Annotated in this window: 9 protein-coding genes; 2 read left to right on the forward strand and 7 right to left on the reverse strand. The window is 60.5% G+C overall.

Going from position 1 to position 13,262, the window contains the following annotated elements; genetic code table 11:
* Together KGB03_RS20630 and KGB03_RS20635 are read left to right on the forward strand one after the other, a co-directional pair.
* Positions 1-714 carry a lipopolysaccharide kinase InaA family protein gene (locus KGB03_RS20630; RefSeq protein ID WP_218538382.1) on the forward strand — a complete coding sequence of 238 codons (714 nt, stop codon included), beginning with the start codon at positions 1-3 and terminating at the stop codon, positions 712-714.
* Positions 715-716: 2 nt separating this feature from the next.
* Positions 717-944 (forward strand): hypothetical protein, encoded by a 228-nt coding sequence (locus KGB03_RS20635; RefSeq protein WP_111451973.1) that lies wholly within the window; start codon positions 717-719, stop codon positions 942-944.
* Positions 945-1,136: 192 nt separating this feature from the next.
* Here the strand turns inward: KGB03_RS20635 and KGB03_RS20640 are convergent, their stop codons facing one another.
* From KGB03_RS20640 to KGB03_RS20670, 7 genes are all read right to left on the reverse strand, one after another.
* Positions 1,137-4,163: a multidrug efflux RND transporter permease subunit gene (locus tag KGB03_RS20640; RefSeq protein WP_223528613.1), complete on the reverse strand. Its 3,027-nt coding sequence runs from the start codon at positions 4,161-4,163 to the stop codon at positions 1,137-1,139.
* Positions 4,164-4,176: 13 nt separating this feature from the next.
* Positions 4,177-5,325 (reverse strand): efflux RND transporter periplasmic adaptor subunit, encoded by a 1,149-nt coding sequence (locus KGB03_RS20645; RefSeq protein ID WP_111451971.1) that lies wholly within the window; start codon positions 5,323-5,325, stop codon positions 4,177-4,179.
* A 274-nt stretch (positions 5,326-5,599) separates the two neighbouring features.
* Positions 5,600-6,697 (reverse strand): DUF1513 domain-containing protein, encoded by a 1,098-nt coding sequence (locus KGB03_RS20650; protein WP_223528617.1) that lies wholly within the window; start codon positions 6,695-6,697, stop codon positions 5,600-5,602.
* A 14-nt stretch (positions 6,698-6,711) separates the two neighbouring features.
* Positions 6,712-7,776: an imelysin family protein gene (locus KGB03_RS20655; RefSeq protein ID WP_218538384.1), complete on the reverse strand. Its 1,065-nt coding sequence runs from the start codon at positions 7,774-7,776 to the stop codon at positions 6,712-6,714.
* Between the two features lie 26 nt (positions 7,777-7,802).
* Entirely contained in the window at positions 7,803-9,230 is a 1,428-nt protein-coding gene (locus KGB03_RS20660; protein ID WP_223528620.1) for a di-heme oxidoredictase family protein, read from the reverse strand.
* A gap of 277 nt (positions 9,231-9,507) precedes the next feature.
* The gene (locus KGB03_RS20665) at positions 9,508-10,854 is read right to left on the reverse strand and encodes an imelysin family protein (RefSeq protein WP_223528623.1); all 1,347 of its coding nucleotides are present in this window, start codon (positions 10,852-10,854) and stop codon (positions 9,508-9,510) included.
* A gap of 207 nt (positions 10,855-11,061) precedes the next feature.
* Complete coding sequence (locus KGB03_RS20670; RefSeq protein WP_111451966.1) at positions 11,062-13,113, reverse strand: putative bifunctional diguanylate cyclase/phosphodiesterase; 2,052 nt, start codon at positions 13,111-13,113, stop codon at positions 11,062-11,064.
* Positions 13,114-13,262: the final 149 nt, after the last annotated feature.

Here is a 13,262-nt window from a genome sequence, read left to right on the forward strand (position 1 = left end):
ATGGCAGTGCAGTGTGCAGCAGAAACGGACGTCGCTCCTCAGGATCGCTTCGACTATTTCTGGAATCAGCGCGGTGAATGGGTCGAAGAACCCAACGTCCGTCGCGGTGGAGAAAGCGGCGTGCAGCGCGTCGTGAGCAGCAATGGACAGTTGCTTTACGTTAAACGTCAGACCGGGCATATCTATCGCAGCTTGCTGCATCCATTCGGTCGGCCGACAGTATTGCGCGAGCGCGATGCGCTCATCGGCCTGAACCTGCTCGACGTTCGCGTTCCGGAACTCGTTTTCTGCGGTGCACAGCGCGATCCGGTGCATAAATGGCGCGCATTGCTGATCACCAAGGCGCTGGACGGCTTCGAGGAAATCGAACACTGGTACGCTGGCGGCGGTCGCGAGCGTCACGGTGAGGCTGTGCATGATCGCGTGTTGAAGGAACTGGCCGAGAGCCTGGCCCGGATGCACAAGGGCCGCTGGCAGCACGGCTGCCTCTACTTCAAGCACGTATTCGTGGGCATCACCGGCGAAGGCGAGGCTTGCAAAGTTGAAGTGGCCTTGATCGATCTGGAGAAAGGCCGGCAGCGTTTGACCGCCCGGCAAGCGGCGACTCATGACATGAAGCAATTGCGTCGCCACTCGTCGTTCAGCACGACGGACTGGCAGAAACTCGTCTACTTTTATAGGACGGCGTTTGGCAGCGCTATCAAGGGTTTATAGCAATGAAACTCGAAATTGCACGAGGTGTATTTTTATTAGGTGCCTTGGCAGTTGCTTCTCTGGCGGTGGCGGCTTGGGAGCAGCCCCGCACGCAAGTCCTCAGTTCAGTGAATGGCGACGCGCACTGTCCGTTGCCACGTGTTGCGAAGGCATCCGTGGCATCCCAACCCGATCATGATTTATTGCTGTTCATGTTCGGACTTTCTCAAGGATTGAGGCCACAAAGTTGAACAGATTGAAGCCCAAATAAAAGGCCTCGCTAATGCGAGGCCTTTTTTTATGAAGAAGACTTGCACAACTCAATGTGGGAGCGGCGGTGCGGCGATCCGACTTGCTCGCGAATGCGGTGTGTCATTCAGCATTGATGTGACAGGTACATCGCATTCGCGAGCAAGCCCGCTCCCACAGGTTATGTGTGTTCCCTAGGGTTTATCGGGTTTTGCCAAAAGCGTGTACACGCACGGCAGCACAAACAACGTAAACAACGTCCCGATCGACATCCCCGTGGCGATCACCATGCCGATGTCGAACCGGCTGACGGCGCCCGCCCCCGTGGCGATGATCAACGGCACCATACCGAACACCATCGCAGCGGTGGTCATCAACACCGGACGCAAACGAATGGCCGCCGCTTCCTCCACGGCTTCGCGCGGCGTCAGGCCTTTGTCCTTGCGTAACTGGTTGGCAAATTCGACGATCAGGATTCCGTGTTTGCTGATCAGCCCGATCAACGTCACCAGGCCGACCTGGGTGTAGATGTTCATGCTCGACCAACCCAGGAACAGCGGGATCAGCGCGCCACAGATTGATAGCGGCACGGTGACCAGAATCACCAGTGGATCGCGGAAGCTTTCGAACTGGGCCGCCAGGACGAGGAAAATGATCGCCAGCGCCAGGGCGAAGGTGACCCACAGCGCACTGCCTTCCTGGACGTATTGCCGGGATGCGCCGGCATAGTCGAACGCATAACCCACCGGCGCCTCTTCCCGGGCGATCTGGCGCACGGTGTCGATGGCTTCACCCATGCTGACCAGCGGCACCCCGGACAGGATGGCCGAGTTGAGTTGCTGGAACTGGTTCAACTGCCGTGGACGCGCCCGGTCGGTCACGGTGATCAGGGTCGACAGGGCCAGCAGTTCGCCTTTGGTGTTCTTGACGTAATAATTGTTCAGCCAGTCGGGGTTGTCCCGGAAGGGCCGTTCGACCTGCGCAATGACTTTGTAGCTGCGACCTTCAATGGTGAAACGATTGATCTCCGACTCACCCAGCAATGTCGCGAGCGTCCCGCCCAGGTCCTGCATGGAAACACCCATCTGTGCGGCCTTGGCACGATCGATATCGACCACCACTTCCGGTTTGTCGAAGGCCAGGTCGACGTCGACGAAGGCGAACTTGCCGGATTCCATTGCCCGCTTTTTCACCCGGTCGGTCACTTGCAGCAGCGACTCGTAATCCTTGGCGGAGTTGATGACGAACTGAAACGGCAGCCCCTCGCCGGTACCGGGCAGGGAAGGCAGGTTGAAGCCGAAGATTTGCAAACCGGAAATGCTCTCCAGTTTGGCCTGTACCTCGGGCAGGATCTGCATTTGCGTGCGGCTGCGTTCGTTCCACGGCTTGAGCAGGAAGCCGCCGATCCCCGATTGCACGCCGTTGAAGCCATTGATCTGGAACGACGAGTAGTACTCGGGAAACGTCTTGAAGATCGTGACGAACTCGTCAGTGTAGGCGCTCAGGTAGTCGAGGTTGGCCGGTTGCGGGGCGTTGGCCATCATGAAAATGATGCCCTGGTCCTCATCCGGCGCCAGTTCCGACTTGGTGAATTTGAGCAGCACCGGAATCAGGCACAGCACGATCACCGCGAACACCAGCACCACCGGCCGGGTGTTGAGGGTGCCGTGGAGTATGCTTTGGTAACGGCGCTTGAGGCCTTCGAAAATCATGTCCAGGCGATGGGCCAGACCGCTGGGATTTTCGTCGTGACGCAGCAGGAGGGCGCACATCATTGGCGACAGGGTCAGGGCGACGATGCCCGAAATCACCACCGCGCCGGCCAGGGTCAGGGCGAACTCCTTGAACAACGCCCCCGTGAGCCCCGTCAGGAAGCCGATCGGCGCATAGACCGCCGCCAGGGTGATGGTCATCGAGACCACCGGCATGGCGATTTCCCGGGCGCCTTCGATGGCCGCATCCAGCGGCGTCTTGCCTTCTTCGATGTGCCGGTGGATGTTTTCCACCACCACAATGGCATCGTCCACCACCAGACCGATGGCCAATACCATCGCCAGCAACGTCAACAGATTGATCGAGTAGCCCATCATCTGCATGAAGAACATCACGCCGATCATCGACAGCGGGATGGTGACGACCGGGATCACCACCGAACGCAGTGCGCCGAGGAACAGGAACACCACCACGATGACGATCAGCACCGCTTCGAACAATGTTTTGATCACCTCGTTGATCGAGGCCTGGATAAACAGCGTGGCGTCGTAGGCGATTTCACCTTTGAGGTTCGGCGGCAGCTGGGCTTCCAGGTCCGGCATGATCTTGCGCACTTCCTTGATCACGTCCAGCGGGTTGGCGCCGGGTGTGGCCTTGATGCCGATGTACACCGAAGGGGTGCCGCCGAAGGAGCTGATCGAATTGTAGTTTTCCGCCCCCATTTCAACCCGCGCCACATCGCTGAGCAGCACGCGACTGTCGCCCTCGACCTTGAGCGGAATCGCGGCAAAGGCTTCGGCGGACTTGAGCTCGGTATTGGCGTTGATGCTGGTGACGACGTACTCGCCTTTCACTTCGCCGGCGGCGGAGAGGAAGTTGTATTTGCGCACGGCATCGGTCACGTCGCTGGCACTCAGGCCGAAACCGGCCAGCTTGACCGGGTCCAGCCACAGGCGCATGGCAAATACCTGGTTGCCGAGAATCTCGGCTTCAGCCATGCCCGGCAGGGTCGCCAGTTTCGGCTGGATCACCCGCGACAGGTAGTCGGTAATTTGCGGGTTGCTCAGCTCCTTGCTGAAGAAACTGATGTACATCAGTGCCGAGGCGTCGGCGGCTTCCTTGCTCAGCACCGGGTCTTCGGCGTCCTGAGGCAGCTGGTTTTTTACCTCGTTGGCTTTGGCCAGCAGTTCGGTGAACAAGCGGTCGCTGTTGGAGCCGATGCGCGCGTAGATGGAGATCACCGAGAAGTTCTGGCGACTGACCGAGGTCATGTAGTCGATGCCCTCGGCGCTGGCCAGACTTTGCTGCATCGGTTGGGTGATGTAGCCCTGAATGGTTTCGGCGTTGGCCCCGGGATAAGCGGTGGTCACCGTGATCAGGGCGTTTTCCATTTGTGGATATTGGCGCAGCGGCAATTTGCTCCAGGCCTGGAAGCCCAGCAGCACAATCAACAGGCTGACCACGGTGGCGAGCACCGGGCGGCGGATGAACGGGTCGGTAAAAGCCATGGGGATTCCTTGATCAGTCCGCGCGCGGCGGGCTGTTCTTCTCGGCTAAGGTCTTGTCGTCGCTGATCGCAATGTGTACGCCGTTGTCCAGTTTGATCTGGCCGGCCGTGACCACTTTTTCGCCGTTCTGCACACCTTTGGTGATCATCACTTGCCCATCTCGGCGCTCGCCGGTTTCGATGAAACGCCGTTCGGCGATCAGGATCGGTTGGCCCTTGTCGTCTTTTTCCAGGCTGCCGTCTTCGGCTTTTTTCTGCGCGACGACATAGACCGAGTTGCCGTACAGCGTGTAAGTGATCGCGCTTTCCGGCACGACGATGCGCGGCTGCGGGTCGGGCAACAACACTTGCAGGCTGGCGAACATCCCCGGCAGCAGTTTGCCGTCGGGGTTGGCCAGGGTCGCGCGGACCTGGACGTTGCGCGTGCTGTTTTCGACTTTCGGGTTGATCGCGCTGATGGTGCCGGGAAAGGTTTGTGTCGGGTAGGCCGCGACAACGATCTGCACCGGTTGGCCGAGGGCGATCTTCGGTACCGACTGCTCGGGCACGAAGAAGTCTACATAGAGGCTGCTGAGGTCTTGCAGGGTGGCAATCATGGTGCCGCTGGCGAGATAGTCACCGATGTCCACCTGACGAATGCCGATGGTCCCGCTGAACGGTGCGAGCAAGCGTTTTTTGGCCAGCGCCGCCTTGAGCTGATTCACCGTGGCCCGGCTCTTTTTCAACACGGCAGAGAGCCGGTCGAATTCGCCTTTGGAAATGGCCTGGCTGCCCACCAGTTGACTGCCGCGACCGTAATCGAGCTGCGCCAGCCCCAGGTCTGCCTCCGCGGTTTCGAGCAGGGCGGTTTCTACCACGCTATCAAGCACAAGCAGCGGTTGGCCGACCTTGACCTTCTGACCTGACTCGAACTGCAAATCGATGACGGTGCCGTCGGTCTCCAGGCTCAGGTCCACGCCTTGCAGCGCCTTCAGGGTGCCGACGGTGGGCAGGCGAGCTTGCCACGGCCGTTCGGTGGCAGTGGCCACAGCGACACTGATCGCTGGTTTCGGCACAGCAAAACCCTGAATCATCGTATAGATGGAGAAGGCTTTGTAACCGGCCAGGACCAGCACGATCAGCAAAACAACACCCAACATGATCAGCATGCGGCGACGCAGCATATTTCCACTTCCTTGGAGAAAATCAGGTGACTCAGTCGGGAACATTACTCCGAGTGGGAGCTTGATTCCAACTGGCAGAACTTACAGGTGGGCCAGCACGTCTGCGCGGAAGGGATTGAACACAAACCTGTGGCGAGGGGGCTTGCCCCCGTTCGGCTGCGAAGCAGTCGTAAAACCATTGCATGCGGTGTGTCTGATTCACCGGTGTTGCAGGTTTTGGGGCCGCTTCGCGACCCAACGGGGGCAAGCCCCCTCGCCACAGGGAGCATAGAAGTCAGATGAGGTGAAGGTGGTTGTCCCAGAGCCCTGCGGGTAGGTCGAGGGGTTTTGCAACAAGGCTTGTCTGGCGGCAGTCGTAGAACCGGCAGCGCCCCTGACCCGAGGTCACGACAAAGCCATCGGCTACCGCGCCGACCCCGGCGCAATCGGGAAGCGGCGCGTCCAGTCGCACTTCACCGCTGTCCAGGTCCCAGATGAAAAAGCGGTTGCCCCGTGGCGCGGACAACGCCACCAAACGCAGTTCGCTGTGCACCGCGACGCTGGCGGTGTAATGCCCCATGGCCTGCAACTGATGTTCAGGCACCGGGAAGGCTACGAACGGCTGGCCGGGACGCTTGATCGCCAGCAGCTCCGACGACTCGTGAGACGGCCCCATGAACTGCTGACCGGCGACGATGGTGCCGTCGCTGGCAATTCCCAAATGACGCACGCTGTTCATCTGCTGGGCGAGGGTTTCCTTGCTCAGCAGGGTGCCGTCGCGTTGCATCAGCACCAGGCTCGGTTCCATGGCGTTGAGGTTCATCTCGACGCGGCTTTCGGCCTCGGTGCGAATGCCGCCGTTGGCCACTACCAGGGTTTCGCCATCGGGCATCCACGACACCTGATGCGGGCCGACGCCGTGGGTCGAAATCTCGCCGCTGTGCACCAGCCGCTCGCCTTCGAACTTATACACACCGAGCAAGCCGCGACCCGGATCGGAGGTGTCGTTCTCGGTGGCGTACAGCCAGTCGCCGCTCTTGTGAATCACCGCGTGACCGTAGAAGTGCCGGTTCGGCAGCGAGGTCACGGTTTGCAGCAGCGTGCCATCGCGCAGGTCGATCAGGTAACTCTCGGTGCCAGGACGACGGGCGACGAACAGCGCAATCGGCAGCGTCGGGTGGTTGATGATGTCGTGGCAGCGCTGGCCGACCTGGGTGGCAAACACCCGAGTGCCGTCCAGCCGGTAACCGACGGCGTAATGCTTGCCATCGGTATCGTCCCGCGCCGAGAGCAGCAGCGGGCTTTTGTCCTTCTGCCTGAACAGCGTCCAGCCGCCCAGTGTCACCGCACCCAGCAGCAAACTACCTAACGTCAGAGCCTGGCGTCGCAGCATGGAACTTGCCCTCATCAGTCACCGTCGTTGGCGTTGAAGCCCAGTTGGATGCCCAGCGCCTTGGCCAGTTCGCCTTCGTGCAGGCGGTGGACGGCGTTGAGGCTGTCGTAGAGGTCGTTGAGTTGCTGGCGACCGGCATCGTCGTTGAGCATCTCGGTCAGCGAGCGCTGGTTGCTGGCGAACAGCGTCAGGGACGCGGCGTAAGCGGCGTCGATCTTGTCGGCCAATGGTTTCTGCTCGTTCGGCAACAGACCACGCAGGCCTTTGTTGTCGACGCCTTCCCACACTGTTTTGGCGGCGGCGAGGCTGGCTTCCAGGCCAGTCAGGGACGACTGGCTGCGCCATGCATCGGCCTGGAACGGTTGCGGCACACCCTTCGTCTGACGGCCCATCGGCGTGCCGAGTTTTTTCTTCAGGCTGTCGAGGGCGGTGACTTGCACACGCAGCAGATCGGCGATGGCTTCGTGGGAATCGGCGTAGCGCTGGTTCGGGAATTTGCTCATCTGCGCGAGCATGCCGTCGGTGTTGTTCCAGCTTTTCAGAATCTCTTCGGCCAGTTGTTTCTGACGCTCGCCGATCGCGATCAGCAGCGGGCAGTACTTGGCTTTCTGTTCGGCGTTGGCCACATCAGGCTTGCTGTCGAACAGGATGTATTCGTAGGCGGAAAGGCCTTGAACCACAACGCTGGATTTGGCCAGCGCGGCGGCATCGATCTGCGGCTGTGCGGTGACCAGTTGCTCGACCTGACGGCCGACGAGGTTTTTCTTGTCCGGCCAGAACTGCACCTGCCAGGCGCGATTGCCTTCGGCCAGCGGCCCGATCAGCAATGGTTGCAGCTCGGCCCAGGCTTTCTGCGCATGCAGGAAGTCGGCGCGGGCGGTGTCGAGGTTTTCCTTGCCTTCGCAGTAGGCCAGAGCGCTGACGGCCAGTTGGCGGTCGGCTTCAACCCAGCGTGTGTAGGTCGGCAGGATCACCGACTTGGCGATGGCTGCTGACGTCACGGCCTGCGGATCCTGAGGCGAACAGGCGCCCAAGGCTAGTGCGGCGAGGCTGGTGAACAACAATTTGGGACGGAACATGTCGGGCTCCCGCTATGGAATACGTATTAAAGGGAATTCAAGAACGCCAGCAACGCAGCGCGCTGCTCGGCATTGAAAGACAAAACCTGTTGCTGCGCCGCTGCGGCTTCGCCGCCATGCCAGAGCACGGCTTCGAGCAGATTGCGGGCGCGGCCATCGTGCAAAAACTGGGTGTGGCCACTGACCGCCTGCGTCAGGCCGATGCCCCACAACGGCGGGGTGCGCCAGTCGCGGCCACTGGCCTGGAATTCGCTACGGTGGTCGGCCAGACCGTCGCCCATGTCATGCAGCAGCAAATCGCTGTAAGGGCGAATCACTTGATTGGCCAGTTCAGGTTCTGCGGCGTTGGCGGCGGTGGTGTATTTCGGGGTGTGGCAGGACTGGCATCCGGCCTGGAAAAACAGAGTCTTGCCGGCCAGCACCTCGGGGGCGCTGACATCGCGGCGAGCCGGGACGGCGAGGTTACGGCTGTAGAACAGCACCAGACGCAGGATGTTGTCGCTGACTTCCGGTTCGCCCTGCGCGCCATTGCCGTTGGGCGCTTGCTTGCAAGCGGTTTGCGCGGCGGTGCAGTCATCGACGGGGCGCAGACGGGTGGTGAGGCCCATGTCGCCGGAGAACGCATGAACGTTCTGTTGATTGAGGTTGGGTTGGCCGGCCTTCCAGCCGAATCGCCCGAGAACGGTTTTTTGCTGCGCGTCATCCCAGACCCGGTTCGGGCGTCCGGCGATCCCGTTCTTCGCTTTTGCCTGAGCCTCGGCATTGGCCAGGACCGCCTCGTCGGGGATCGCTTCAAGCAGGCCCAGGCCAATCATTGGCGGCGCGACCCTGGCCGAGAAGCGCGTGTCAGGGTGCATCGGGCCGTAGCCGAGCTGGGTGATCTGCAACGTCGGCTTGCGCAACTCGACTTCGGTGCCGTCCTTGAAGCGAATCGGAACGGGCGTGTAATCGACGCGCACTTTGCCTTCCGGCACGACACCCGGCACGGACATGTCCTGCAATTGTCCGCCGTAGACCGGTTCCGGGACGACACCGAGCTGCTCGATGACCTTGGCATAGGCCGGCGCATCGGGAATCGACAGGCGTACCAGCATCGACACGGCGTTCTGCGCATCAGGCGCGGGCGGATGACCGCGGCCATCCTTGATGTGGCAGCCCTGGCACGCGTTGGTGTTGAACAACGGCCCGAGGCCATCCCGGGCGGTGGTGGTCGACGGGGCGATCACCCAGGGACTACGGAAAAAGCTGTTGCCGACACTGAAGTCCACGCGCCGTGACGGCGGCAGGTTGGCAGACGGCAGGGAAAATGCGTTCTGATCGGTCTTGCGCACGGTTGCGCTGCCACCGGACCGGGCTTCACCGGGTTCGGCTTGGGTAAAACGCGGGGCGTCATCGCAGGCACTCAGGCCCAGGGCCAGAAACAGTGCGGACAAGCGAAGAGGCAGCGAGGGCATCAGACATCCTGCAAGACGAGCAAAACAAGGGCGCAAAGTCTAACAGGGCAGGGGAGATTGAATAAGAGGAATTATCGTTTGGTTGATGTAGCGCAGGGTTTACTTGAAACGGTGATCCCCTGTGGGAGCGGGCTTGCTCGCGAAGGCGGACTGTCAGCCAACATCAATGTTGAATGTAAAACCGCTTTCGCGAGCAAGCCCGCTCCCACATTTTGATCTGCGTTAGGGCCAATAAAAAGGCGACCCGAAGATCGCCTTTTTATTCAGCCAGCGTTGATCAGAATTCGTGATCAGCGTTGTCCGGGTTCAGGTCGCTGATGCCCAGTTTGCCAGCGGCGGCTTCGATCGAACCGGTCTGCTTGACCAGCGAAGCGATAGCGTCGCGCACGATCTGGTTGCCAGCGGTGTTGCCGGCGGCGATCAATTGGTCATAGTGCTCACCCTTGTTGGCGTGATCGACCATGATCTGGATTTTGGCTTCGGTGGCGGCCAGGTCGGCTTTGAGCGCGGTGTCGGCAGCCGGGTCGGCTTTGGCCACCAGGGACGACAGGCTGGCGCCAGTCATTTTGGTGCCGTCGACGCGGGTGTATTCGCCCAGGTACACGTTACGAATGCCTTTGGCATCGTAGAAGTGCGAGTTGTGGGTGTTGTCGCTGAAGCAATCCTGTTCGTCTTCCGGGGAGTTCGCTTCCAGGGAAACCTTCATGCGCTCGCCCGCCAGTTCGCCCAGGGACAGGCTGCCCATGCCGAACAGCATTTTGCGCAGGCCGGATTCAGCTGGCTCGGTTTCCAGGGTGGCGCGGTAGTTGTCGGCCACGTTCGGCTTCCAGTTACCGACCATTTCTTCCAGGTCGCTGACCAGCAGTTGGGTCACCGACTTCAGGTAAGCGCGACGACGATCGTTATGACCGCCGGTGGCGCCTTTGCCTTCCAGGTAATCGGAAGCTGGACGGTTGCCGGCGCCAGGGCCGGTGCCGTTCAAGTCCTGGCCCCAGAGCAGGAATTCGATAGCGTGGTAGCCGGTGGCGACGTTGGCCTCGGAACCACCCAGCTCGTTCAGGCTGGCAAGTTTTGCCGGGGTGATATCTTTCACGTCGACCTTGTCTTCGCCGACCTGAACCTGGGTGTTGGCGATGATGTTGGCCGTGGCGCCCGGGTTACCCAGTGCGTGCTCGTAGGATTTGTCGACGTAGTCGATCAGGCCTTCGTCCAGCGGCCAGGAGTTCACCTGACCTTCCCAGTCGTCGATGATGGTATTGCCGAAGCGGAACACTTCGCTTTGCAGGTAAGGAACGCGGGCAGCGACCCAGGCAGCCTTGGCCGCTTTCAGGGTGTCGGCGTTCGGCTTGGCGAGGAAGGCGTCGACGGCGGTTTGCAGGGTCTTCGCGGTAGATTCGGCATCGCTGTAGACGGCGAAGACGATGTCGGCGTAATGCGCGACAACGGCTTTGGCGGCGGCCTCGTCGACTTTGCTGGCAGCGGCGGGTGCAACAGCCGGGGCCGTGGTGCTGGTGGCCGGCGTCGGTGCTTGCGCAGCGGCAGCTTTGTCTTTGCCTTCGCCACAACCGGCGAGGGAAATAGCGATGGCCAACAGACTGGCGGTAGCCAGAGGCATACGAATCATGGCGAACATCCTGCTTCGAGAGGGGTGGAAAGGCGCAGCAAGCGCGCAAAACTGCGACATAATGCAAATCTTTCGCATTATCTGTAAAGGGTTGTACCTGGAAATATTTCTTATTCAGGGGGGAGTTGTGTCGTGGATCAAGAGCGCGCAGCTTCGTTTCACTCGACAGCTGCTACAGAGTGAAACGAGGCTGCGATCTTTTGATTTCTACAAAATAGCCGCGTTACTGCGTTGGGCCTGTTTCAGATACGCGCTCAATTCCCGCGCCGGCAGCGGCTTGCTGTAGAGGTAGCCCTGACCTTCGTGGCAGCCCTCGGAAATGATGTAGGCCTCTTGCTCGGGGGTTTCCACGCCTTCGGCAATCACCTGCATGCCCAGGCTCTTGCCCAGCTGGATGATGGCCCGAACGATGGTCGCGTCGTCGTCGTCATCGAGCAGGTCCTGAACGAAGCTCTTGTCGATCTTGATCTTGTCCAGCGGCAGGCTTTTCAGGTAGCTCAATGACGAGTAACCGGTGCCGAAGTCGTCGATCGCGATCAGTGCACCGGAGCGACGCAGGCTCAGCAGGTGCTGGGCGGCCGTGCTGATGTCTTCCATCAAGCCGGTTTCGGTGACTTCCAGCTCCAGGCTGCGCGGTGGCAGGCGGTACATCTGCAGCAGGTTGTTGACCACCCGTGGCAACTCGGCGTGGTGCAACTGCACCGTGGACAGATTCACCGCCATGCGCAGGTCGACGAAACCCAGGTCATGCCACTCGCGCAATTGCTTGCACGCCTGATCCAGCACCCATTCGCCGATGGCGATGATGGTGCCGTTCTGCTCCGCCAGGGGGATGAACAAGTCCGGCGGAACCAGCCCGTGCTCGGGATGCTGCCAGCGAATCAGCGCCTCGACACCCACCACCCGGTGATCGCGATAGCTGATCTGCGGCTGGTAGACGAGGTAGAACTGACCACGGACCAGAGCGTCGCGCAGGTCTTTTTCCAGCTCGCGACGGCGGCGCATCTCGGTGTCGACGCTGGCGATATAGAACTGATAACGGTTGCGCGAGCGAGTCTTGGCCAGGGTCATGGTCTGCTCGGCTTTTTGCAGCAGTTTCTCGGTGCTGTCACCGTCCTCGGGGAACAGGGTGATGCCGATGGTGGCGCGCAGGCGAATCTCCTGATGATCGAGGGCAAAGGCCGCTTCCAGGTCATCGAGAATGCTTTGGGCCAGTTCGGCCGCTTCGTAGGGTTGTTCGATGTCGGCCTGGACCAGGGCGAACTGGTCGCCGCCGAGGCGGGCGAGGGCGCCAAGGCGTCCGCTGTGAGCTCGCAGGCGATCGGCCAGGGCCAGCAGCAGTTGGTCGCCGGTCTGGTAGCTGAATTGTTCGTTGATGCCCTTGAAGTCGTCCAGGCCGACCACCAATACCGCGACCCGACGTTGCAACTTGCCGGCGTCTACCAGGATTTTGTCCAGTTGCTGCTGTAATTGCTGGCGGTTCGGCAGGCCGGTGAGGAAGTCGTACTGGGCCATGCGTAGCAGGCTGTTTTCCGCTTCGTGGCGCAAATGGGTGTTGCGCTCGATGGACTCGAGCAACTGGTTGGCGGTGTTGATCCAGATTCCCAGTTCGTTCTTTTCGTGCCCCTTGAGCAGCGGGATTTTGTGTGCGCTGGGGCGATCCGGATTGATTTCCGTGAGGTGTTCGATGATCCGCGACAGCGGCTTGGTCAGCAGCCAGTGATAGACCAGGTACAGCACCAGCCCCATGGCCATTGCACGCAACACGCCGGAGATGAAGATGATCACCGAACTGACGATGAAACCCTGGCCGTAGGTGGCGGTGTCGAGGGTGATGCTCAGGTCGCCGTAATATTCGCTGTAAGGGCCGCGACCCACCAGTTGGGTGGTGAAGGTGCGTTCCTTGCCGAGGATCAGGTCGGTCAGCCAGCGACTGTCGGAATGCTGCAACTCGCGGGTCTTTTGCGCGAGCATGGCTTCGTTGGGATGGCCAATGGAGGCCTTGCGCACAGCGTCGTCCTGAAACAGGCCTTCGATCACTTGCATACCCATTTCCCGGTCCAGGCTGTAGACGGCCTGGGTCGAGGGGTCGCGGAACATGTCGAGGATGCGTTGGGCATCGCTGGCCACGGCCTGGCGTGTTTTATAGGCATCGAAAACGATCTGCGCGCAGCTCAAGACCACGCCAACGATCAATGCCGACAGGAGCACGACCCGGAGCAACTTCACCGACAAGCTGTTCTTGAGTTCCAGCTTCAAAGAGTCATTCCTTGTTCCGTGCGGGTAGCGTCAAGTTGTCTGAGTATTGGCAATCCGGTGATGGCAGTCAAAGGGACAATCAATCACATGGGGTTTTGCTTGTAGCTTGGCCGAAATGCTGGCGTTTGGACTATTTGCGCTGTTTGTAC

The sequence above is a fragment of the Pseudomonas sp. BF-B-26 genome, from assembly GCF_019956495.1.
Lineage (GTDB): Bacteria > Pseudomonadota > Gammaproteobacteria > Pseudomonadales > Pseudomonadaceae > Aquipseudomonas.

Coding starts and splice junctions, on each gene's coding strand:
- KGB03_RS20630 (WP_218538382.1), top strand. CDS start 1: ATGGCAGTGCAGTGTGCAGCAGAAACGGACGTCGCTCCTCAGGATCGC.
- KGB03_RS20635 (WP_111451973.1), top strand. CDS start 717: ATGAAACTCGAAATTGCACGAGGTGTATTTTTATTAGGTGCCTTGGCA.
- KGB03_RS20650 (WP_223528617.1), bottom strand. CDS start 6,697: ATGCTGCGACGCCAGGCTCTGACGTTAGGTAGTTTGCTGCTGGGTGCG.
- KGB03_RS20655 (WP_218538384.1), bottom strand. CDS start 7,776: ATGTTCCGTCCCAAATTGTTGTTCACCAGCCTCGCCGCACTAGCCTTG.
- KGB03_RS20640 (WP_223528613.1), bottom strand. CDS start 4,163: ATGGCTTTTACCGACCCGTTCATCCGCCGCCCGGTGCTCGCCACCGTG.
- KGB03_RS20665 (WP_223528623.1), bottom strand. CDS start 10,854: ATGATTCGTATGCCTCTGGCTACCGCCAGTCTGTTGGCCATCGCTATT.
- KGB03_RS20645 (WP_111451971.1), bottom strand. CDS start 5,325: ATGCTGCGTCGCCGCATGCTGATCATGTTGGGTGTTGTTTTGCTGATC.
- KGB03_RS20660 (WP_223528620.1), bottom strand. CDS start 9,230: ATGCCCTCGCTGCCTCTTCGCTTGTCCGCACTGTTTCTGGCCCTGGGC.